Consider the following 23,549-nt stretch of genomic DNA (forward strand, 5'->3'; position numbering starts at 1 on the left):
TAAATAGATAGTACTCAACTCCTTTATAATGGGCTTTATATCCCGAATTTCTAATTTGAGTTTTATCATAAACGGAAAAGATCTGAATCGAACTATGAGCTTGGAACTCGGAGTGATTTGATAGTGTATCTTTTCCGTTTTTAATTTACTGATTCTAGATAACAAATCTAAAGGAGTGGCTTTTTAGTTGTAGCATAGCGGAAACTACAAAGTTGCCTGCCTGCCGGCGGGCAGGTATCGAGAACCATTGGAACACATAAAGGTTCTCGATACTAATTTCTCGTTCCTCGAAATTCACTCGAACTGACAAAAGTGGTATGGGTCACTGAGCGCATTTCAGTAGACAGTTTCAGTGTTCAGTTCGCAATTTTTTTTCGTCTTTGCGAGGAGCTATTTGCGACGTGGCAATCTGTCAATTTGGAACACCGATAGTTCTCGACTGCGCTCGATCGGATACGATTTTAGTCAGGTCACTGAGCGAAGCCGAAGTGACAACCAACAACCAACAACCAACAACCAACAACCAACAACTAAATTTTCATAAAAATCCCAAACAACTCATTCCCTTGCCTAGGCTTTATAGAGTTATAACAGTGATCGAAAGTGATCGTTTTAAAATAGGGTGATAAATAATTGGTGTACAGATCTTTGTTTCCACCAAATGGACGTTTTTCCATATTGTCGGTTAAGGGAATATTAAACCAGAGTCCCACTAATTTTCCTTTTGGTTTTAGTAGTTCAGCCATGTGTTTGGCATAGGCATTTCTATTGGTGTCAGTGGGCACAAAAGAGCAGAAAAAAGTCTGTTCTAGTATAAGGTCGTACTGCCCTTTGAACTCGAAAAAATCTGATTGATGCATATTATCGTCCGGGAAATCGGGATTCCTTTTTTTGAATTCCTGTAAAGGAATTTTAGATATATCTAAAATATGAACATTTTTAAATCCTGCTTTCCACAGGTATTCTGCTTCATACGCATTTCCGGCTCCCGGTATTAGAATCCGAATAGTCTTGTCAGTTAATTGATCAATGTATTCTTTAATAGGGGTAGAAGGGTAGCCAATATCCCAACCTGTTTGTTTTTCGGTATAACGCTGTGTCCAATAATTTTCTTCTTCTTTCACTATGGTATCATGATTATCTGCGATAGTAAATTTATACAGATTTGTTGGGTTTTGGCAAAGTATGTACAAAAGCATACCAATGAACATACATAGATTGTAGCAAAGAATTGTAATCCTTATCTTTCGAAACTACTATAGACCAACTAACTAAACATATGAAATATTCTTTTTTGACCGCCTTAACGGTATGCTTAACTTATGTATGCACGGCACAAACGAATCCTAAATGGGCGCGTTACCCAGCAATTTCTCCCGATGGTACTACAATAGCATTTACTTATAAAGGCAATCTATTTACGGTACCGGCAGAAGGTGGTGTAGCAAAGCAGTTAACCTATCATTCTGCCCATGATTATAAAGCAGTTTGGAGTAAAGACGGAAAAAAGATAGCATTTGCCTCTAATAGATATGGCAATTTTGATGTTTATGTGATGGATGCCCAAGGCGGCGAAGCAACACGATTAACCTATCATAGTAATGACGAAACTCCCTATAGTTTTTCTGCCGATGATTCAGAGGTGTTATTTGGAGCAAATCGGTTAGATATAGCTGAACATCGCCAATACCCAACAGGTTCGCAGCCCGAATTATATAGCGTTCCTGTAAATGGTGGGCGAGTTGGTCAAGTATTGACTGTGCCTGTGGAAGATGTACAAGTAAATACTGATGGTAGCAAGATGGTGTATCACGATAAGAAGGGATATGAAGATACCTTTAGAAAGCATCATACATCTGCCATAACTAGAGATATTTGGTCGTATGACCCATCCACCGAAAAACATAAACAACTTACCACTTTTAAAGGAGAAGATCGTAATCCGGTATTTTCAAAAGATGGCAGAGCCGTTTACTATTTAAGCGAGCAAGAAGGTACTTTTAATGTCTTTTCCATGTCGTTGACGGGAGAACCTGAAATTGCTGCGCATACCAGTTTTAAGACACATCCGGTACGCTCATTAAGTATTGGTGACAATACTTTGGCATTTGGTTATGATGGGGAAATTTATACGCTAAAAGCCGGTGAAGGTGCTAAGAAGGTAGAAATAATAGTTAGAACGCAAGAAGACAGTAATCCTATAAAATATGTATCTGTAAACGGTGGTGTTCAAGAAATGGATGTTGCACCTAATGGTAAAGAAATCGCTTTTATCAGCAGGGGAGAGGTATTTGTAACATCGGTAGATGGTTCGTTGACTAAACGTATCACCAATACCCCAGAACAAGAGCGATTTGTAAAGTTTATGCCCGATGGTAAATCTATTGCCTACTCTAGTGAACGCAATGGTAAATGGAGCATCTTTACATCTTCTAAAGTCCGAAAAGAAGAACCTTATTTCTTTGCCGCAACGTTGTTCAAAGAAGATACATTGGTCACTTCAAAAGAAGATATCTATTTGCCCGAATTCTCGCCAGATAGCACCTATGTTGCCTATGTAGAAGGTAGAAGAACGATAAAGGTGAAGAACCTGAAAACGAAAGAAATTACTACTTTAATGACTCCTGACAATGTGATTCACATGAGAGACGGTGATCAGTATTATCAGTGGAGTCCGGATAGTAAGTGGCTGTTGGTAGATTGGAGTGTTTCGTTGAATAATACCGAGTTGCTGTTGATTTCTAAAGATGGTAAACAGCGTAAAAACTTGACCCAAAGCGGTTATTATGATTTTTCACCTAAATGGGTGAACGATGGTAGTCAAATTATCTATTTCTCGAATCGCGACGGATTAAAAAGTTATGCCACAAGTGGTTCTTTTGAAACAGATGTGTATACCATGTTCTTAAACCAAGAGTCTTGGGATAAGTTCAATAATACAAAAGAGGAATACGATTTGTTGAAAATGATAGAAGAGGCTGCCGAAGAAAAAAAGGACGAAGCCAAATCTGATGATAAAAAGAAGAAAGATAAGAAAGACGAAAAAAAGGAAGTAAAAACGGTGAAATTTGATTTGGAAGATGTAGAACGCAGAAAAGCGCGTTTAACCATACACTCCTCTAAACTGTCGGATGCCGTACTTTCTAAAGACGGAGAAAAACTGTATTACCTGACCAAGTTTGAAAAAGGATTGAACCTTTGGGAAACCGAAATACGTACTAAAAGCACCAAAATGCTCATAGCCTTAGATGCGAAATCAGGAAGTTTACAATGGGATGCCAAGAAAGAGCATCTGTTCTTATTATCCGACGGTAGCATATCTAAAGTTGATGTAGCGACTAGTAAGACAGAACCTGTAAAAATAAAGGCAGAAATGGTTTTAGATGCCGATGCTGAGCGCAAGTATATGTTTGATCATATCTGGTTGCGTACCAATGGTATTTTCTACACCTCAAATTTTCACGGTATAGATTGGAAAGCGATGCGTATCGAATACGAAAAGTACTTACCGCATATTGGTAATGGTTTTGAATTCTCTGAAATGGTTTCAGAAATGTTAGGCGAGCTGAATGTGAGTCACGCCGGAGGTCGTTTCTCCGCCAATATCAAAAACGGAGATCAAACAGCTTCTTTAGGTATTTTCATGGATTACGATTATAAAGGTGATGGATTGAAAATTACGGAAGTCATTAAAGGCGGACCATTAGACAAAGCAGGATTTGATATACAACCAGGTACTATAATCGAGAAAATTAACGGAGTAACTATAGTCGAATCTACCGATGCCGCTTTCTACCTAAACCGTATTGCGGGCAATTTTACATTGCTAGATATTGTCGATGAAAAAGGTAAGAGAAAACAGCTAACTGTTAAACCTATTTCTTTACGCGTAGAAAACGGATTGCTTTATGACCGTTGGGTAAAAAATAACGAAAAAGAAGTATTGGCAAAAAGTAACGGTACCTTGGGTTATGTGCACATACCAGGTATGAGCGACGGACCATACCGTACCATTTATGAAGAAATGTTGGGTAAATTCAATGATAAAAAAGGAGTTATCGTAGATACCCGTTTTAATGGCGGTGGCGACTTGGTGGCAGATTTGGCTATGTTCTTTACCGGTATACCATTTTTATCGTATGAAACAGAAGCTAGGGTAGTAGGTGGCGAACCAACCTCTCGATGGACAAAGCCAACCTTGGCAATGTTCAACGAATCTATGTACAGTGATGGATCTTGTTTTGCAAGCGGCTATGTAGATTTAAAGATTGGCAAAACCGTAGGTATGCCTGTTCCGGGTACCTGTAGCTTTGCTGGTTGGGAACGTTTACCAAACGGTGGTGTTTGGGGCGTTGTACCTGTAAGCGCTAAAAACAAAGCAGGCGAGTGGATGGAAAACAATGAAACCAACCCAGAAATTATCATTAAAAATCAGCCGGAAGTAATTGCAAAAGGCATTGATGAGCAATTGGACAAATCTATTGAGGTATTGATTAAGGAGGTGGAGTAACTCTGAATTTAGCACATAAGACATAATTACAATTGTACATATATTTTTATAATTAGTGATATGTACAATAGAAGGAAACAATATTAACAAATGAAACTGAAATTTTCTGAAAGATTAGGAATATTAAAGCCCAAAACTAAAATTCCAAAGGAACAAATGCCTGAACACTTGAGAAATACAATGTGGTCAGTTGTTTGTGATGAAACATTTAGTAAGGTATCTAACCATAAACCATATGGAGGTGGACTTTCAGATTTAGCAGATTTCTTCCGCAAATTGTGGCGAGATTTTTTCAAAAAGCCGATAGACAATTTAATGATTTCGGAGGGCAGAATATATAGCGAAGATTCCTATAAATTTGTTCGAAATTGGTTTTTTAGTGCTAAATGGTATGAGGTTTATGAATATTTGGAATTCTGCGCAGAAGAATTTGGAGATGAATTTGTTAGGGTCTGTAATCCATATTTAGAAAGAGAATTATCTGGTTTTAGATTTGTAGGTTTAAGCCTTTTAGAAATAGATTCTCGTGAAGAAATAAATGAAATTGAAAATGCTCTAAATTCTGGAATTCAATATAGACCTGTAATAGTTCATATTCAGAGTGCACTGGAATTATTGACAGATAAAAGAAAACCGGATTATAGAAACTCAATAAAAGAATCTATTTCAGCTGTTGAATCTTTATGTAAAATAATCACTGGAAATGAAAATACTACTTTAGGACAAGCATTAAAGATATTGGACAAGAAAATCCCATTCCGAAAAGTCTGAAATCTGGATTTAGTGCGATATATGGTTATGCATCGGATAGTGGTGGTATTAGACACGGATTGTTGGATGAAGAAATCCCACCTGGACTTGAAGAGGCAAGATTTATGCTAGTAGCTTGTTCTGCTTTTGTAAATTATTTAATAACAAAAAATTAAAAAATACAGTTGCCAACATTGGCTATAGCAAATAGGGCATAAAGTGCTAAATTTTCTGACTTAGGCATGTTTGCTAAATCCGCCAAATCTTTTGGATTTGGCTTTTAAAATGAAAAAGATAAAAACAAAGCAAAAAGCTCTGGCTCGTAGATCAGACGGAAACGAAAAGTTTCCTTGCCTGCGATACTTGCCATAGTCGAGACCGTTGGCAGCAATAAGAAAACCACAGAACTAATTAAGAGCATATGAAAATAGTAAAGAAAATTGGGAAGTGGTTTTTGATTTTACTGGGAGCAATTGTTACGTTTGTTTTAGTTGTATTGCTAATAATTAGAATCAATAGTTCTGGAGAAGAAGAACCTTTTTTAGACGAAAAGGGAGATGTACTACCAAATAGTATTGCCATGCACGAGGACATGACAATAAATGGAATACCTCAAAGGATTACAATTAGGGGAAAAGACAAAAATAATCCTGTACTTTTGATTGTACACGGCGGACCAGGTGCGCCAATTTTACCAGTCATATATAAACTGGCAGGGGTTGATTTGGAAGATTTATTTACGGTGTGTTATTGGGATCAAAGAGGATCTGGATTAGCTTATAATGATAGTATACCTGATTCTTCCATTACCTTAAACCATATAGTGGATGATGGTTTGCAATTATCAGAACATTTAAAAAAGACTTTTAAAAAGGATAAGATTTACATTGAAGGTTTATCGTGGGGAACTGCTGTAGCTGCTTATATGGTTCAAAAACAGCCTGAGTTATATTACGCCTATATTGGTAGTGGTCTCATGGCGAATCAATCGCTTTCTGAAGAACTATCTTATGATTTTGCAATGTCAGAAGCTGAGAAATATAATGACACTCTTTCTATTACTCAATTAAAACAAATAGGACGTCCACCTTATTCGAATAATATAAACAATACCGTAACAGAGGCCTTTGAAATAGAACGAAATATTGTGCTGAAATATGCACCTTTTAAATTAGACACCGATTATTCATTTCTTAGAGATATGTTTATGGATAATGGCTTGACGTTTAAAGAAAAATTTACCGACATGCTGAATAGTCCTGAATCCTACTATCCTGCAGCCAAGATTTTACAACCTACCGCAATAGATATTAATTTAATGCGTGATATCCCAGAATTTAAAGTACCCGTTTATATATTACAAGGAGACAATGATCATTTTACCGAAACATCTGTGGCAAAGACTTATTTTGATTCCATTGTTGCACCATCTAAAAAATGGTTTTTATTTGAAAATGGAACACACGGTGTGCAGATTGAATATCCAGAAAAATATCGTTCAATATATATTAATGAAATATTGAAAAAATAACTGTTTGAAGATGAAAATGAAAGGTTTGCTTACTTTTACATTAAGCCCACAATTACCCTACTTATCTTACGGAGACGTTAGCAATAATAGAATTTGAACACAAATGGAAAAGAAAAAGATACATTTTGACAATATGAAAAGTTGGATTTGGATATTCATTCTATTCCTTTCTCTAATTTTTATTTTGGTGGGTTTTTTTGAATTATTTGAATTTGAAAATCCAAAACTGAACAAAAGAATAAGTGCTATTGGATTTTTTCTACAAGTGATTTATTTCAGTAAAATGTTTTGTATAAAAATTATGTTCAATGGAACAAAAAAGGAGTTATTATAAGAATTAACTCTTGGGCTTCAAAATCATTGAATTTTAATCAAATCAAAAAGACTGAAATGGTTGAAAAAAAGTTAATAATAACAAAAGACAGCGGCATTACAATTACGTTTGACTTGAATGAAATTAAGGAAGCTGATTCTCAAAAACTGAATGAGATAATAGTAAAAAATACTATTGCCAATAACGTATAACGCAAGTAACACAAATTGGACAATGTTTGAATCTTCTCGGAATGACTAACATTAGTTCTTTACCTAATCTACCACAAAATGAAAAACTTATTTACCCTTCAAAATTTAAAATTCGTATTAGGTTTCGCTACCGGTTTTATTATTTATGATGCCTTTGCAAAGGATGAAATCGACTGGGTTAAAGCAATTGTAGTGGCTATTCTGTCAGTGGTTATAATGTTTGTAATTGATAGGCTTAAAAAATAGGATTAAATTTGCTTTGACCTTAGGTTTGAAAATTCTTCTAAATCCCATACTGGTCACTAGTTAAAGCAAACTTTCAATTCATTTTATACCAAGTCTAAAACAACCACATGATTACATTTATTACATCCATTATCCTATTGGTATTGGGTTATATCACCTACGGCAGATTTGTAGATAAAACATTTCAACCAAATGAAACAGAGGAAACTCCCGCACATACCATGGAAGATGGGGTGGACTTTGTACCCATGAACAGTAATAGAAATGCTTTTATTCAAATTTTGAATATTGCAGGTGTAGGTCCCATTTTTGGTCCTATATTAGGTGCTTTGTATGGTCCCATCGCATTTATTTGGATTGTGCTTGGATCTATCTTTGCAGGTGCAGTGCATGATTACCTAACCGGTATGATCTCGTTACGTTTTGGTGGTGCACATTTACCGGCATTGGCATCTCGTTTTTTAGGAAAATCTTTTAGTCACGTTGTAAACTTCTTTGCGCTATTACTGCTAATTTTAGTAGGTACTGTTTTTGTAACTGCTCCCGCAAATATGATTAATGATGTTATAGGTTCAGAAACAAGCTATTTGACCATAGTACTTTTTGCCATATTCCTCTATTACATAGTTGCAACCTTATTACCAATAGATAAAATCATAGGTAAAATTTATCCTGTGCTTGGTTTGTTGCTCATATTAAGTGCCATTGGTATTTGCATAGGCATGTTCGTTGTAGGCAATCCTATTCCAGAGCTTACATTTCAAAATATGCATCCGCAGAACATACCTTATTTTCCAGTAATTTTCTTGACCATTTCATGTGGTGCCCTGTCAGGTTTTCATGCTACGCAATCTCCCATAATTTCACGTACCATCAATAATGAAAAAGATGGTAGAAAAGTGTTTTATGGTATGATGATACTTGAAGCCGCTATTGCCATGGTTTGGGCAGCGGCATCAATGAGTATTTTGGATGGAGATTCTTTAAATGAGCTTTTACAAAATGGCGGACCAACCGCAGTGGTGAATAAAATAGCTACCATTTCTTTAGGAACCATTGGTGGTACCGTTGCCGTTTTGGGTGTAATCGTATTACCTATTACATCAGGAGACACTTCATTTAGAGCGGCACGCATGATTATTGCAGATTATTTGAATATAGACCAGAAAGTATTAAAGAATAGATTTATGGTTGCTATTCCGCTCTTTATCGTTTCATTTATACTTACAAATATGGATTTTCAACTATTATGGAGGTACTTTTCATGGGCAAATCAAGTAACTGCTGCCATTGCTCTTTGGATTGGTGCTGTATATTTATATCAAAAGAAAACGCATTATATCATTGCATTAGTTCCGGCATTTTTTATTACGTCCGTGGTTGGTTCCTATATTTTTTATGACCCTAATGTTGGTTTAGGAATGGATATTGAAATTTCTAATTGGATAGGTGTTGGAATTTCTGCTGTACTAACAGTGTTATTTTTTAGAAAGTTGAAAGTTGAAACAAGTGCGTTGTAATTACATGATATTTTAATACCAACTAAACTTTCAATATGAATAAAACTATTATAGAATTTTTCAAAGAGATACTTACAATTATTGTCGGTATTTTGATAGCACTTTTTATCAATAATTGGAATGAAGATCGAAAAGATGCAAAGTATATGAATCAGATATTTATATCAATGGATATGGAGTTGAAGGAGACCAATGAAGACATTAAGAAAAAAATACTTCAACAGCAGACACTTATCGACACCTTAGAACTTTACAAAAAGAATAACACAATTTCTATTTTCAATGTAATGATGAAAGTGAATGGAGTTCAAATACCTCAAATTAGAATTAGTTCATGGAAAGCTATTTCTAGTTCAAAAATTGAATTGTTGGAATACGATAGAGTTTCCACTTTGGTGAATATTGAAGAAAAAAGGAGTTATTGACATCAAAAACGGAATATTTAATGAATTTCCTTTACCCAAATATAAAAGACACCAGTACTGACAAAAAAGAACTAGTAATATTAATGATGCAAGATATTATGGTTTCAGAAAGAGATTTACAAAAGGAAATTGAGGGGGTTATTCAAGAGTAATTATCAATGAAGCATACTGTCGGTATCAAATAGGATTAAGATTTAAAGAATATAAATTGATTAAAATACTTAAAAAGCTATTCTGGTTCATACTTTACCTATTGTTCAATGCGGTACTTTTTATAATTGAATTAAAAGTATTGTTTAGACGAGATACTTCTGGCTACAGCGGCGGAAGTGGTGTTGAGACTGTAGATGATATTTTAGAAGCCTTTAATGCAATTTTTAGTGTCTTAGAAAGCATGACAATGGTATTCTATTTATATTCAGTCATAGGTTTGGCAATTGTTGCTTTAATATTATTTATTCCTGTTCAGGTGTATTATATAAATCGGAAATTTAAAAACAATAGTAAGAAGTATTGGTACAGTTTATTGGCATCCTTCGGTGTAGTAGTGCTATTGAAATTGTTGATGTATTCTTGGATGTATATTGATATGAATTATTTGTAAAATTTTAAAGCAGACAGTTATAATAGCAACTTAAATAATTTAAGAATGGACATCACTCAAGACTGGAAAAAGATACGAACGCATTTCAATAAGAGTTTCAGTTCTAATTTTCATATTTCTGTTGCATCTGTAGACGCAGAGAATAACCCTACGGTTACTCCCATCGGGTCCTTGTTTTTAAACGATAATCAAACAGGATTTTATTTTGAAAAGTTCCCTAAGAAATTACCGTTACACGCAAAAACGAATAATAATGTATGTCTACTTGGGGTCAATAGTAGTCGGTTCTTTTGGCTTGGTGCATTGTTCAAAGAAAAGTTTTCAGACTATCCGGGTGTAAAATTATACGGAGAGCTTGGCGAAAGAAGATTAGCGACCGAAAAAGAAACAAAAAGGCTGAATAGAAGAATGCGGATGACTAAAGGCTTAAAAGGAAACACCTATCTATGGGGTAAGATGGAATATGTACGTGATATCATATTTGTAAAGGCTGAGATGATAAATCTTGGTAAAATGACATCAGAATTATAAAACAATAATATAATAACCATTTGAATGGCTTTAAAATAAATATGATTACGGATTAAAACATTCAACTAAAACAAAAATAATATTGAAACAATCCATAGCACGTATAGCACTAGTAGTAGATGACTACGATAAAGCCATTGATTTTTATACCAAGAAATTAGATTTTAATCTAATAGAAGATTCCGACTTGGGCGATGGTAAACGTTGGGTTATTGTGGCACCACAAGGATCAAGAGAATGTTCTTTGGTACTGTCAAAGGCAGATGATGAAAAACAGCTGGCAAGTGTTGGAAATCAAACAGGTGGTCGCGTATTCTTGTTTTTGTATACTGATGACTTTTGGAGGGACTATTACAAAATGATGGAACGTAAAATTAAATTTGTGCGTTCACCAGAAAAAATGCCTTATGGTATGGTAGCGGTTTTTGAAGACCTTTATGGCAACCTGTGGGATCTGTTAGAACCAGTAGAAATGCAGCAACAACAGCAGCAACAATAGAATTTTAGTTTCGTTACTATGTGGAAATTTCTAAAAGACATATTCAATTTTAAGAAAAAAGAATCTGTATTGAATTCTAATAGGTCTTTAGAGTTTTTTAATGTTAAAAAACTACTATGTGGTATTGGGGAATCTGAAATACGGGAAAGGGAAATTGTAATTACTAAATATCCATTTGAGCCATCAATTGCTTACCCAACAGCTATAATTTCGGCTAAGGATATAAAATGCATGTCGGTTGATTTTACAGTTTGCAAAGTGCATGTAAAAAACGATATCATATTTATTTCTTCAGAACAAAAAGAGAAACTGAAACAATTTGCTGAAAGTAACAATGTTAGACTTATACCACAAAATTGGAATTGGGACTGGATTCTAGAGCCTTTTCTAGATACGGAGTTTACCAAAGAAAACGAGCAACGCGCTTTAGAACGATTATTAGAAAATGGATTCACGGCAAATGAAGTAGATACTATAAGAGCCGAGGTGAAAAATCAAATGTACGCCTATAATTTTGATACCATGCTGTGGGATTGGTGTAGCCTTGGTCTATCTGATGTACTATCTGCTATGCGGGCAAAATATAGTAAAAAGCAATTCCGTGAGTTCTACAAAAGAGCTTTGGAAATAGAAATGCGAACAGGCAGCGGTACTAATTCTAGCCAAGTTTAATACAATAAAAAAAGGGCAAAAATCTATCAAGATTTTTGCCCTTTTGTATAACTGAAAATGTAGCTTATTTTAATGTAGATTTAAGCATCCAGATTAATTTTTCTTGTCCGGATATTAAATCACTAACTAAAGTCGCAGTACCTTCATCATTGTTATCAGAAGAGAATTCTAAAATTTCTCTTTCCTGAATTAATAACTCGTTCAAGTTATCTATAAGTAAAGAAATACCGGTAGCACCGTCAGACACTTCTTTGATAATTCTAATGGTTTTATTGTCCAAGTAATCTTCAAACGTATGTAAAGGCTGTTGGTCTAAAGTTAAAATGCGTTCTGCAATCTCATCAACGGTTTCCGTAGCTTCAGTGTATAACTCTTCAAACTTCTCATGTAATAGAAAAAAATTGCTCCCTTTTACATTCCAGTGCATACCTCTCAAATTCATATAATGAATTTGATAATTAGCTAAAAGAACATTTAGTTTATCACTGATTTCTATTTTATAATCTTGACCTAATCCCACGTTTTTATTTAAAGTTTCCATAATTCTGTTGTTTTAATTATAATGTAAAATTACGCACAAAGTCAATGTTTATGGGTAACAAAAGTTACATAAGCTATATGTTTTGCTTATACTATTATTGAATTTTATGAATGATAATTGTTGCCTTTTAAAGTAATTGTAGTTCACAGATTAGATTCGTAAATTAGGGAGGTTAATATGACATTATATAAGCATGCAAATTCCTGAAATCCCTAATTTAATACACTATGCCATTCCGTTTTTTACGGTGACCGTTATCTTGGAAGTTATACTATCGGTAAAAATAAAATTACATGACTACGAGTTTAAAGATGCCGGTACATCTATTGTTATGGGGCTGGGTAATGTTGCTATAGGTTTAATTACCAAAGGTATTGCATTGGGGTTTTTCTACTTGTTATATAATTTTGGCATCTATTTGAAATCCCTTTTGCGTGGTGGTCTTGGTTAATACTTCTTTTTGCAGAAGACCTTTGTTATTATTGGTTTCATAGAACTAGTCATGTAAGTCGGTTTTTCTGGGCAAGTCACGTTGTGCATCATTCCTCTAAAAATTACAATCTAAGCACGGCATTACGACAGTCGTGGTCTGGCGGATTTTATACCTTCATTTTTTGGATTCCATTAATTCTCATCGGTTTTCATCCGGTGATGGTTTTGGTGCAGATGTCCGTCAGTCTCATCTATCAATATTGGATTCATACCGAGTTCATCACTAAAATGCCCAAGTGGTTCGAAGCTGTTTTCAATACACCAAGTCACCATAGGGTGCACCATGCTACGAATCCGCAGTACTTAGATAGAAACCATGCTGGAATTTTCATAATATGGGACAGGTTATTTGGCACTTTTGAACCAGAGGTGGAAAAACCGGTATACGGTCTGGTTACAAATATCGATACCTACAATCCTTTAAAAATTGCTTTTGGAGAGTGGTACAAGATGCTGGGCGATTTTTTCACTTCAAAAACCTCCATTGTAAACCGCTTTAAGTATTTGACAAAACCACCAGGCTGGAAACATGATGGCACCAATATGCTTTCTACAGATTTGAGAAGGGAGTGGGAAGAGCATAATAAGGCAGAAGTATAATTTTTATGTAACATAAAGGTATTTTGAGCGTCATATAAAAAACCAACCACCAGTAGAATGACCAATAAACTAGTAGCATACATAGGAATTTTAGGAGTAAGTTTATTTGCGATAGCCGCCATCGTTGGTCCATTATTAATAGAAGACTACAGTGTAGTAAGTCAGTACATAAGTGAATCTTTTGCAATAAACACTGAGTACGGACGATACTTGCAGTACTTCGGATATATACCTAGCGGAATTCTCATTACCATTTTCTGTTTTAGTGCCCCCAGAAAACTACCAAGTTCAAAACTCATCGTAGCCGGTTTTTTCGGGTTAGCATTATTCTACGGACTAGGAACTATTTTGGTAGGAATATTTCCGTGTGATGCCGGGTGCCCAACAGATGTCATCAACTCTAGTCTTGCACAACTTATACATAATGCCGTGGCTTCATTGACTTATATCTTTTTTCCAATTTGTTTAATTGGCATAGGATTAGGTTTTAAAAAGTTTGAGAACTACGAACGTTTATCTCAAATAGCAATAATCACGGGAATAATAAGTGGCATTTTTATATTCTCGCTATTTTCCGACCCCAATTCAGGTTACAGAGGAATTTTACAACGGATAATAGAAACCTCTTTTATTGTATTTATGGTTGGTAGTGCCTTGAGAATTGGAGCCGGTGCTGAGGTTAAATTGTAGTATTAGGTTTAATTCTTATGTATTGGTACCATCCATATTAAAATTTTTACTTTTGAATACCATTAATAATATTTGAGTATGAAAAAGTTAGCCTTATTATTTGCTTTAATTACATTTTCCATTTCATGTAAACCTGATAAAAAGGTTGAAGAAAAGACTGAGGAGGTAATAGCACCTACAACAGAAGATGTTGAAATAAGACAAGAAGCTAAAGAACCAAATACTGATAAGCCAAAGGTCGAATTGTTTACTGATAATTTTGATTGGACTGTAATACCTGTATCGTCTGTTCAAATAGGCGAGTTTCCTTACTTATCACCACCTAAAGGTTTCTTTGTAAAAACAAAACAAGGGAAGCCGGCAAAAGACGGAATGACCAAGTTTTCTGAATTTGGAAAGTTAATGATGTATACTGGTGCTGCGTTTTATAATGCCGAAGGAAAAATGGCTAAAATGCTTTATGGAATGGCAGAAAAAGGAAAAGCTTTTAACAAATTAATATTTGATAAGAGTGTAGATGGTTATTTGGAAAGTATAGGTGCAGAATTGATATTTAAAGGAAGTGTACCTAGAAAAAAAATGTATGCACTTGATAAAATAGACCCAATGGCACAGAGCGATTATATTGTTGGTCGTGCCTATAATAGTGATCCAATTAGGCATTACGCATTAAATCACAAAAGCGGTAAAATAATGTTTCAGGTTTGGTCTAACAAGTATGGGGCAGAGGTAGGAGTTGTTGAATTAGAAGACTTTGTGCAAACAATTAAAGCACCTACGGCATCTGAAATGAAAGAGGATATAGATACAAATGGTAAAGCTATTTTAAATATAAATTTTGATACGGACAAGGCATCTTTAAAACCAGATGCTCTAGAAATTATAGATAATATATTTATTCTACTAGATACCAACCCAGATTTAAAATTATCTATAGAAGGACATACGGTTAACACGGGAACAGATGAAAGAAATAAAGAGTTATCCAAACAAAGAGCAAATACGGTAATGTATGCTTTAGCGGGTAAAGGAATTGATATTTCACGATTAAAAGCAGAAGGTTTTGGGTCCGAAAAACCAATGGTCGTAAATGATAGTGATGAAAACAAGGCTAAAAATAGACGAGTAGAATTAGTGAAGATGTAATTAGTACTGAATAAAATACAAAGTAAAAAGTACAAAGTAATCTGTTGAAGATATTAAATTTAAAGGTCACTGAGCGTAGCCGAAGTGACCATGTCTCGAACAACCAACAACCAACAACTAATCCAAATAAACTATCCCATCTTTCATTACAAAAGATACATTTTCCACAGAAGAGATATCTTTTGAGGGATTCCCTTTTACTGCAATAATATCGGCTAAAAACCCTTCTTTAAGGCTTCCTAATTGGTCTAAATGAAACATACTGGCATTACCAGAGGTAGCAGATTTTAAGACTGCTAAAGGCTTCATTCCGTAATCTACCATCAATTCCATTTCACGATAATTTTCTCCGTGCGTAAAAACACCTACATCACCACCAAATACAATTTGTACACCAGAATCCAGCGCCATTTTAAAAGACTTGCGTTTCTGTTGAATGCGTTCGGGCTCTGGGTCGGTTCCTTTGTTCCATCCTCGGTATTGCGTTATGGCATCGCCTGCGGCTAGAGTAGGGCACAAGCCAATACCTTTTTCTTTCATCATTTTAAAAATCTCTGGCGTACCACCATCACCATGTTCAATGGTTTCCACGCCGCCAAGAATAGCTCTTTTCATACCTTCCGGCGTAGCGGCATGTGCAACTACATATTTACCTGCTGTAGTAGCAGTTGCAACCATGGCATTAATTTCTTCCTGTAAAAATGTGGCTTTAGAATCGGCACCGGGAGTCCAGCGATAATCGGCATATATTTTTATTAAATCGGCACCGTTACCCATTTGTCTACGAACGGTTTCAATACACTGATCAACTCCGCTTGCGGGTTCAGCACCTAAGGGCACAGTTACACCGTCATGAAATCCTTTTGGTCCGTATGCTCCTGTAGCAACAATTGCAGGTCCGGCAACCAATAAACGTGGTCCGTCTATAATTCCCTTATCAATAGTTTTTTTCAAATAAACATCAGTATAACCGGCACCTTCAGCACCCAGATCTCGCATGGTGGTTACACCGGCCATTAAAGAATTCTTTACATGAACAGTACCTCTAACTGCACGTTCAACAGGCGATTCTTTTAGCACTTGGTCGTTCCAATCGGTTTCATTGTATGGGTGTAATAAAACATGGGAGTGACCTTCAATAATTCCAGGCATTAAAGTACTGCCAGTCAAATCTAATTCTGTGGTGTTGTTCGGCAGGGAAATTCCGTTTGCACTACCTGCATACGTAATTTCATTTCCTTCCACTAAAACCACCCAATCATTGTGCATTTCGGTACCGTCGAATATGCGGTCTGGTTTTAAGAGTGTTTGAGCAAAACAAGCATATGAAGAGAAAATAAAAACAAATAAAAATGATTTCATAATTGAGTTGAATTTAGTTGGCAATAGCAGAGGTTAATAAGTTGTCTAAGTCAGTTTTGGAATGTTGATTTCCGTTAGAAATTACCATAAAGATGTCTTTGGTACTTTTAATATCTTCTAATGGGTTACTGTTCAGTAAAACGATATCAGCAATTTTACCTTCTGAAATAGTTCCATAATCAGCATCTTGCTTTAAAAACATAGCACCGTTATATGCAGAAGATTTAAGCGCATCTAGCGGAGAAATTCCTGTAGCTACCATAGCTTCCATTTCTTCATGTAATGAAATACCAGGATAGGTGTAACTATTGTAAGCACCACTATCGGAACCTGCTAAAAGAGATACTCCGTTTTCGTTTAATTTCAATGCAAGTTTACCAAAGAATTGATCCAAAGCTTTTCTATCGGCAACTTGTTTATCTGTTGCATTTTTTACACGGTCAATCCTGCCTTTATAGGTTTGCTGAATACCGTCGCTCATATATTTCAAATAGTTGTCTTTGCTGTGGTCAACTTCATCTAAATAGCTAAGTACAGCACCAATGTGCAATGTAGGTACCACAAAAACGTTGTTTGCTTTTAATTTGTTAAACGTAGCATTTGCCGTAGTATAAGCATAACTAGATTGGAGCAGGGGCATGGCATCCCAAAACCCTATTTCTTTATCTATTAGTTTTTGGGTGATTTCTTTTTCATTGTTAGAACACCCTTTCATGATGTAATATAAATGTTCAACAGCATCAATACCTGCATCAATAGTAGCGTCAAGCTCCACGGTAAAAGGCATATGTCCAGAAGTTATTAGGTTTCTTTTTTCTGCTTCTCGTATTACCTTTAAATAATCTTTACCCGAAATACGACTATCATAAATCTTTACGAAATCAGATGGTATAGATTGCAAAGAATCTAAAGCTTTAGTAATAGTTTCATCAGTATCTACTTCTAACGAGCCAGCCCAAGTACCTCCTGGTCCATCAATTTTTGGTCCCGATGTAAAAATGGTGGGTCCTACCAATTCATTGTTCGCAATAGCCTTTCGCCACTCTAAAACAGATGAGGTAAGATCACCGCCAGCATCACGAACTGTTGTAATGCCATTTGCTATAAATAGCTTTAGAAAATTTTTATTCGCGGCAATTAAAGAATCTCCACCTCTAAAATGGGTGTGGTTATCCCAAAAGCCTGGTACTATAAATTTACCTGTAGCATCAATAGTAGTCTTTGCCACAATATTAGTTAAACTAGTATCAGTACTGATTTTGGTTATTCTGTTGTTATTAATCAGAATATTGGAAATAGATATAGAACCATTATCCAGGTCGATAAGATTACCATTTTTTATTACAACATCATATGTTACGGTTTGCTTCTCTTTACAACTGGTAAGTGCTATTAGTAATGAGAAAGTAAGAGCTTTCATCACATTCGATAATATCATAGTAGTATGGTAGTTTAGTAAAGGGAAGGTAAAAAGAATATGTGGTAAATTTTGGAATATGTCTTATTATCCAAATTGAATTATTGCATTGATAATGAACGTATGGTCTTTTTATAATGTAAGAGTAAAAGACCTATAATTTTTACTTTTTAGCAGATTGCCAACCGCCACCATCGCGGTATTTAATATTTTCAGCGGCGTGTTGAATGATTCGCTCAATTCTTTTATTTCTGGTTTCTTCACGCTTTGCTTGGTTTAACCAATAAAGGTAGCTTTTACGTTGGCTGCGTGTAAAGTTTTTGAAGTTGGTAAAAGCTTTAGGGTTTTTATCAAATGCCATTTGTAGCTTTTGGGGAATAACACCGTTCTCCACATCATCTAAAGAAGACCAAGAACCGTTGGCTTTGGCAATCTTTATAGATGCTAGTCCTGCTGCATGCATTAGTCCGCTAGATTTCAGTTCTTTGATATGATCTTTGTTAACTTTGCTCCATACACTTTTAGGTTTTCTAGGACAGAAATATTGTCGCCTTTTACCATTGCCCAAACTTTTTACGGTACTATCAATCCAGCCATAACATAATGCCACCCGTACAGCTTCTTCCCAACGCATACTTTCATTTTCATGGGCAACAGCGTAGAAAATTAAATGAATGCCAGTATGTTCAGAATGGTTATTATGTAACCAATCTTTAAATTCAATATCATTTTTAAAATAAAACTCAGGTATTTTTAGCATAACAGTACTAAATGGTTCATAATTTATCATAAAAGTACAATGATTAATATAAAAAGTATTGGTTAATAAATATACACGCCCTATTTTTATACATTATAAAATCAACTAAACAACAACAATTAACGTATGAAAAAAATCTTCAATGCGCTGCTTTTGGGCTTTGCGCTTATTATTGTCTCATGTGGTGGCAATAAACGAGAGGGAGAACCTAAGGTTTTGGTTTTCTCAAAAACTATGGGTTATAAGCATGCATCGATACCGGCAGGTGTTGCAGCCATTCAAAAGTTAGGGACAGAAAACGGATTTGCAGTGGATACTACCAAAAATGCAGCACTATTTACAGATGAAAATCTTAAAAACTATTCTGCGGTAATCTTTTTGAGTACAACAGGTAATGTTTTGGATCAGTACCAAGCAGCAGCTTTTGAACGCTACATACAAGCCGGTGGTGGTTATGTAGGTGTACATGCCGCTGCAGATACGGAATATGATTGGGGGTGGTATAATGATTTGGCAGGAGCTCAATTTTTGAGTCACCCTAAAGGGATGCCAACAGCAGATTTTATTATTAAAGACAAGAACTTTAAGGCTACACAGTTTTTTACCGACTCTGTATGGACTAGAAAAGATGAATTGTATAACTACAAAAACATCAATCCAGATTTGAATGTATTGATAACCCTTGATGAATCTACCTATGAAGGTGGTGAAAACGGAGATTTTCATCCAATATCATGGTATCATGATTTTGATGGCGGACGCGCATTTTATACAGGAGGCGGACATGCAGATGAAAGTTTTTCTGAAGATTTGTTTTTAAAACATCTTTTAGGAGGAATTCAATATGCTATAGGTGAAAACTTAAATTTAGATTATACTAAAGTAGCTTCTCAAATACCGCCAGATGCTGATCGTTTTTCAAAAGTAACCTTGAAGGAAGGTCAGTTTTTTGAACCTACAGAGATGACGGTTTTGCCAAATGGAGACGTTTTGGTAGCACAACGTAGGGGCGAAGTAATGTTATATAATAATGAGACCAAAGAACTTAGTGAAGTATTAAAGCTTGATGTCTACAGTAAAACATTGAATACGCCTGGCGTTAATGCAGAAGAGGGAATAATGGGTTTACAAAAAGACCCTGATTTTGCCAATAACCATTGGATTTACTTATACTACTCACCAACAGGTGATGAATGGGTAAATCGTTTGTCAAGATTCAAGTTTATGGATGGTAAATTTGATGTAGCTTCTGAACAGGTAATTATGGATGTAGACAGCCAGAGAGAGATTTGCTGTCATACCGGTGGTTCCATAGCTTTTGGTCCAGATAACTTACTATATCTTTCAACTGGTGATAATTCGACGCCGTTTAATGAGAAAGACGTTAAGTATGTAAATAACGGATTTGCTCCTTTGAATGATATACCAGGTCATGAGCAATATGACGCTCGTCGTTCTTCAGGTAATACGAATGACTTACGAGGTAAAATACTTAGAATTAAAGTAAAGGAGGATGGTACGTATGATATACCCGAAGGTAATTTATTTGCAGTAGGTACGGATAAGACAAGACCTGAAATTTACACGATGGGTCATAGAAATCCTTATAGAATATCTGTAGATATGAAAAGGGGGTATTTGTACTGGGGCGATGTTGGGCCTGATGCAAGAGTCGATAGTTTAGGGACAAGAGGACCAAGAGGTTATGATGAAATGAACCAGGCTAAAAAAGCTGGTAATTTTGGATGGCCTTTATTTATAGGTAACAATTTTGCCTATAATGCATACGACTATGAAACGGGTAAAACGGGTCCAGCATTTGATCCTGAAAAACCTATAAATAACTCTCGTAATAATACGGGGTTGACAGAATTACCACCAGCAATGCCGGCATATGTGTATTATCCGTATGACGATTCTCAAGATTTTCCACAAACAGTAACTGGTGGTAGAAATGCAATGGCAGGACCTACCTACTACTCAGATATGTATCAAGGTGACGAAAAACTACCGAGTTATTATGACGGAAAGGTGATTATCTATGATTGGATGCGTGGATGGATGTTTGCCGTTCATTTAGATGAAAATGGAGATTTTAGTAAGATGGAGCCTTTTGCACCAAATATTAAAGTCAATAGCTTAATAGATATGGAAGTAGGTCCTAACGGTAAAATCTATCTTCTTGAATACGGTAGTGGCTGGTTCTCACAAAACGCAAATTCTTCATTAGGCTTTATAGAATTTAATGGCGGTAACAGACCACCTATTGTTAGTTCTGTAACTACTGATATAACCAATGGTAAAACACCATTGAAAGTTAGTGCTAGTGTAGACGCTGCAGATCGAGATAATGATACTGTTTCTTACATGTGGGATTTTGGTAATGGTGAAAGTAAAGAGACTACAACACCTTCTGTAGATTATACTTATACAGATGCAGGGGTTTTCAACTTAAAAGTAACAGTATCTGATGATAAAGGGGAAAAGACAATTAGCGAAAGCACCAGTATTGTAGCAGGAAACTCAAGACCGGAAGTAGCTATTTCATTGGGGGCTAGTACTCCAGCATTCTACTTACCGGGTCAGAAAATTGCCTATGATGTTTCTGTAACTGATCCAGATGGAACAGACATCGATGCAAATAATATATTCGTAAGCGTTGATTATTTAGAAGGAATGGATAAGGTAGCTATGAATTTAGGACATCAACAAGTTTCTGCGGCTGTTACTGGTAAAGCACTGACCCAAGCAATGGATTGTAAAGTGTGTCATAAAGAGGCAGCAGCTTCTATCGGTCCAAATTATAAAGATGTAGCAGCGAAGTATAAAGAGCGTAAAGATGCTTTGAAATACTTGCAAGGTAAAATGAAAACAGGTGGTAATGGTGTTTGGGGAGAAGTAACTATGCCTGCGCACCCAAATATTACATCTGATGAAACTAGACAGATCGGATTGTATATTCTTTCATTAAATGGCGATGATAAAAAAGTGAAATCATTACCATCAAAAGGAGTCATTACCGCAGCAGCATCAGCTCCTGATCATGTAATGGTTATTACAGCAAGTTATACCGATGCAGGGGCCGAAGGTACTATACCGCTAACAGGTTCTAAATCTGTTGTAATACCAAGTAGTACAGTTAAGTTCAATGATAAAATGAAATTGGACGGAATGCAAGCTGTACAATTTGGCGGTATGGATCTGTTGCTAATTAACAAAAGAATTGGATGGTTTATGTTGGAGAACATGTCTTTAAAAGGTGTGAAGTCCGTTTCGCTTACAGCTGGATGGCAAGAAGCACCGAATATGTATTTTGATTTTGAAATACATGAAAATACGGTTGACGGACCGGTAATTGGTAGCGGGCAATTAACGGCACAACCAAAAGGTTCCCAAGGTACCATGTTAACTATTCCAATTACTGGAACAGTTTCAGGTGATGGACCTTATTATGTAACGTTTAATGGGGAAGAAGGTACAGAACTTGCTCAAGTAGCTCTAACAGGCGCTATCTTTAAATAGTGATTGATTTAATATAAATAAAAAAACCCGCTAATCAGCGGGCTTTTTTTATTTATAAAAGTGAGAATGTTAGCTTAATTTTTTGCTTATCAATTCACCAATTTGCATGAGTAAGTCCATCTCGGTTTCGGTAAAATCATAAGGTACCGGTTTAGCAATACCAATAGTTCCGTATAAATTGTCATTATACATTAATGGTGCAGCTAATGATCCTTCTACTTTGGTATCTTTTGCCGATGGTCTAGCAACACCAGAATCATCAGTTTGTAGATTACACATTTCAACAGGTTTTCTTCTTTCTGCCGCAATACCCGCCATACCTTTACCGATAGGAATAGTAGATAATTTAGGAATTAAAAACTCAGGAATACCAACTTGAGATTGAAGCTGTAGCAAAGACGCTTTATCTAAAAAATGTAACGTGCCGGTAGCGCATTCAAAATGCTTTAAGATCAATTTTAGAAGATTGTCCCAGCTGGGAGTATTCTCCTTTAGTTCAGCGTTAACAATAGCCAAAAATTCTTTAGAGTTGTTCATATGGTTTTATGCTAAGTATTTCTAAGTTCAAAATTAATGATTTTGCTGATTTCATTAGCGCTATCTACGATCATAAAATGTTCTCCACCTTCAATAAGCTTTGTTCTGGTGGTACCTTTGGGCGGAATCAATTTATCTTTTGTACCGTTTATCTTAAGAACAATTGTGGATTGTGTTGTGTTTTGCCATGCAGTAAATTCTTGTAACGCCCATTTTACAAAGCTTAAATCCGTATCATCCAATATTTCATAAAATAATTTAGAATTTTTAGCTCCCATGATATATTTAGCAAGAAATCTTGGTGGGTTAAATAGAAACTTAGGTAAAAATTTTAAAATTCTAGACTTGCCAACCCATTTATAAATCGGTCTTAATTCATCTTTTGTTTGTACAGAAGAAATAAGAATTACTTTTTTCGGCTGAAGTATTTTATCTATTTCTGTGGCAATTAATCCGCCAAAACTAACACCTATTAAGCAGAACTCAACGTTGGTGTCAATAACTTCGCTAAGTCTTTTTGAATATTCTTTAATATATTCGTTGTGGAGAGGAGTAATCCAATCTATAGTGATCAATTCAAAATCTAGAGTTAAATGATTAAAAACTCTTTGGTCAGCACCTAAACCACTAATAGCGTATATTTTCAAAATAACCTTTTATGAAACGATT

The 23,549-nt window shown here is 35.5% G+C and carries 24 protein-coding genes; 17 read left to right on the forward strand and 7 right to left on the reverse strand.

Annotated features, from left to right (window positions below):
* Positions 1 to 530 precede the first annotated feature (530 nt).
* Complete coding sequence (locus ACJJVP_RS12755; RefSeq protein ID WP_405414158.1) at positions 531 to 1,211, reverse strand: methyltransferase domain-containing protein; 681 nt, start codon at positions 1,209 to 1,211, stop codon at positions 531 to 533.
* Positions 1,212 to 1,279: 68 nt separating this feature from the next.
* Between ACJJVP_RS12755 and ACJJVP_RS12760 the strand changes: the two genes are divergently transcribed.
* The 12 genes from ACJJVP_RS12760 (at position 1,280) to ACJJVP_RS12815 (ending at position 11,813) form a co-directional block, all read left to right on the forward strand.
* On the forward strand, positions 1,280 to 4,510 hold the full coding sequence (locus tag ACJJVP_RS12760; RefSeq protein ID WP_405414159.1) for a S41 family peptidase: 3,231 nt from the start codon (positions 1,280 to 1,282) through the stop codon (positions 4,508 to 4,510).
* A gap of 90 nt (positions 4,511 to 4,600) precedes the next feature.
* Complete coding sequence (locus tag ACJJVP_RS12765) at positions 4,601 to 5,281, forward strand: AbiJ-NTD4 domain-containing protein (protein WP_405414160.1); 681 nt, start codon at positions 4,601 to 4,603, stop codon at positions 5,279 to 5,281.
* Between the two features lie 400 nt (positions 5,282 to 5,681).
* Positions 5,682 to 6,791: an alpha/beta fold hydrolase gene (locus tag ACJJVP_RS12770; RefSeq protein WP_405414162.1), complete on the forward strand. Its 1,110-nt coding sequence runs from the start codon at positions 5,682 to 5,684 to the stop codon at positions 6,789 to 6,791.
* A gap of 288 nt (positions 6,792 to 7,079) precedes the next feature.
* Positions 7,080 to 7,316, forward strand: coding sequence for a hypothetical protein (locus ACJJVP_RS12775; RefSeq protein ID WP_405414163.1), 237 nt, complete (start codon positions 7,080 to 7,082; stop codon positions 7,314 to 7,316).
* 78 nt (positions 7,317 to 7,394) lie between these two features.
* Entirely contained in the window at positions 7,395 to 7,562 is a 168-nt protein-coding gene (locus ACJJVP_RS12780) for a hypothetical protein (protein WP_157486553.1), read from the forward strand.
* A gap of 107 nt (positions 7,563 to 7,669) precedes the next feature.
* Positions 7,670 to 9,082, forward strand: a complete 1,413-nt coding sequence (locus ACJJVP_RS12785) for a carbon starvation protein A (RefSeq protein WP_405414165.1) — start codon at positions 7,670 to 7,672, stop codon at positions 9,080 to 9,082.
* A 35-nt stretch (positions 9,083 to 9,117) separates the two neighbouring features.
* Positions 9,118 to 9,507: a hypothetical protein gene (locus ACJJVP_RS12790; protein ID WP_405414166.1), complete on the forward strand. Its 390-nt coding sequence runs from the start codon at positions 9,118 to 9,120 to the stop codon at positions 9,505 to 9,507.
* Positions 9,508 to 9,527: 20 nt separating this feature from the next.
* Complete coding sequence (locus tag ACJJVP_RS12795) at positions 9,528 to 9,659, forward strand: hypothetical protein (protein WP_405414167.1); 132 nt, start codon at positions 9,528 to 9,530, stop codon at positions 9,657 to 9,659.
* Positions 9,660 to 9,715: 56 nt separating this feature from the next.
* Positions 9,716 to 10,111 (forward strand): hypothetical protein, encoded by a 396-nt coding sequence (locus tag ACJJVP_RS12800; RefSeq protein ID WP_405414168.1) that lies wholly within the window; start codon positions 9,716 to 9,718, stop codon positions 10,109 to 10,111.
* A 45-nt stretch (positions 10,112 to 10,156) separates the two neighbouring features.
* Entirely contained in the window at positions 10,157 to 10,642 is a 486-nt protein-coding gene (locus tag ACJJVP_RS12805) for a hypothetical protein (RefSeq protein ID WP_405414169.1), read from the forward strand.
* 82 nt (positions 10,643 to 10,724) lie between these two features.
* A complete protein-coding gene (locus ACJJVP_RS12810; RefSeq protein ID WP_405414170.1) occupies positions 10,725 to 11,141 on the forward strand; it encodes a VOC family protein in 417 nt (138 codons plus the stop codon).
* 18 nt (positions 11,142 to 11,159) lie between these two features.
* Entirely contained in the window at positions 11,160 to 11,813 is a 654-nt protein-coding gene (locus tag ACJJVP_RS12815; protein WP_405414172.1) for a hypothetical protein, read from the forward strand.
* A 64-nt stretch (positions 11,814 to 11,877) separates the two neighbouring features.
* Here ACJJVP_RS12815 and ACJJVP_RS12820 read toward each other — a convergent pair whose 3' ends face one another.
* Positions 11,878 to 12,354, reverse strand: a complete 477-nt coding sequence (locus ACJJVP_RS12820; protein WP_405414174.1) for a Dps family protein — start codon at positions 12,352 to 12,354, stop codon at positions 11,878 to 11,880.
* 193 nt (positions 12,355 to 12,547) lie between these two features.
* On the opposite strand from ACJJVP_RS12820, the gene ACJJVP_RS12825 reads away from it, so the two are divergent.
* The 4 genes from ACJJVP_RS12825 to ACJJVP_RS12840 all read left to right on the forward strand — a co-directional run bounded on the left by ACJJVP_RS12825 (position 12,548) and on the right by ACJJVP_RS12840 (position 15,282).
* Positions 12,548 to 12,805 carry a hypothetical protein gene (locus ACJJVP_RS12825; protein WP_405414176.1) on the forward strand — a complete coding sequence of 86 codons (258 nt, stop codon included), beginning with the start codon at positions 12,548 to 12,550 and terminating at the stop codon, positions 12,803 to 12,805.
* Positions 12,805 to 13,446: a sterol desaturase family protein gene (locus ACJJVP_RS12830; protein ID WP_405416193.1), complete on the forward strand. Its 642-nt coding sequence runs from the start codon at positions 12,805 to 12,807 to the stop codon at positions 13,444 to 13,446. The genes ACJJVP_RS12825 and ACJJVP_RS12830 overlap by 1 nt, the downstream gene beginning before the upstream one ends.
* 57 nt (positions 13,447 to 13,503) lie before the next feature.
* Positions 13,504 to 14,136 (forward strand): DUF998 domain-containing protein, encoded by a 633-nt coding sequence (locus ACJJVP_RS12835; protein WP_405414178.1) that lies wholly within the window; start codon positions 13,504 to 13,506, stop codon positions 14,134 to 14,136.
* Positions 14,137 to 14,214: 78 nt separating this feature from the next.
* A complete protein-coding gene (locus ACJJVP_RS12840; RefSeq protein ID WP_405414179.1) occupies positions 14,215 to 15,282 on the forward strand; it encodes an OmpA family protein in 1,068 nt (355 codons plus the stop codon).
* A 117-nt stretch (positions 15,283 to 15,399) separates the two neighbouring features.
* On the opposite strand, the gene ACJJVP_RS12845 is transcribed toward ACJJVP_RS12840, so the two are convergent.
* The 3 genes from ACJJVP_RS12845 to ACJJVP_RS12855 all read right to left on the reverse strand — a co-directional run bounded on the left by ACJJVP_RS12845 (position 15,400) and on the right by ACJJVP_RS12855 (position 18,851).
* The gene (locus ACJJVP_RS12845; RefSeq protein ID WP_405414181.1) at positions 15,400 to 16,644 is read right to left on the reverse strand and encodes an amidohydrolase family protein; all 1,245 of its coding nucleotides are present in this window, start codon (positions 16,642 to 16,644) and stop codon (positions 15,400 to 15,402) included.
* Between the two features lie 13 nt (positions 16,645 to 16,657).
* Positions 16,658 to 18,082 carry an amidohydrolase family protein gene (locus ACJJVP_RS12850; protein ID WP_405414182.1) on the reverse strand — a complete coding sequence of 475 codons (1,425 nt, stop codon included), beginning with the start codon at positions 18,080 to 18,082 and terminating at the stop codon, positions 16,658 to 16,660.
* A 142-nt stretch (positions 18,083 to 18,224) separates the two neighbouring features.
* Positions 18,225 to 18,851, reverse strand: coding sequence for a YdeI family protein (locus ACJJVP_RS12855; protein ID WP_405414183.1), 627 nt, complete (start codon positions 18,849 to 18,851; stop codon positions 18,225 to 18,227).
* Between the two features lie 96 nt (positions 18,852 to 18,947).
* Here ACJJVP_RS12855 and ACJJVP_RS12860 point away from each other — a divergent pair, with 96 nt between their 5' ends.
* Positions 18,948 to 22,343 carry a ThuA domain-containing protein gene (locus tag ACJJVP_RS12860; protein WP_405414184.1) on the forward strand — a complete coding sequence of 1,132 codons (3,396 nt, stop codon included), beginning with the start codon at positions 18,948 to 18,950 and terminating at the stop codon, positions 22,341 to 22,343.
* 69 nt (positions 22,344 to 22,412) lie between these two features.
* Here the strand turns inward: ACJJVP_RS12860 and ACJJVP_RS12865 are convergent, their stop codons facing one another.
* Entirely contained in the window at positions 22,413 to 22,880 is a 468-nt protein-coding gene (locus tag ACJJVP_RS12865; protein ID WP_405414185.1) for a GAF domain-containing protein, read from the reverse strand.
* An 11-nt stretch (positions 22,881 to 22,891) separates the two neighbouring features.
* The gene (locus tag ACJJVP_RS12870) at positions 22,892 to 23,527 is read right to left on the reverse strand and encodes an alpha/beta hydrolase (RefSeq protein ID WP_405414187.1); all 636 of its coding nucleotides are present in this window, start codon (positions 23,525 to 23,527) and stop codon (positions 22,892 to 22,894) included.
* Between the last annotated feature and the right edge of the window lie 22 nt (positions 23,528 to 23,549).

Origin of the sequence: Maribacter sp. Asnod1-A12 (genome assembly GCF_045063735.1) — a bacterium.
In the GTDB taxonomy this organism is placed as follows: domain Bacteria; phylum Bacteroidota; class Bacteroidia; order Flavobacteriales; family Flavobacteriaceae; genus Maribacter.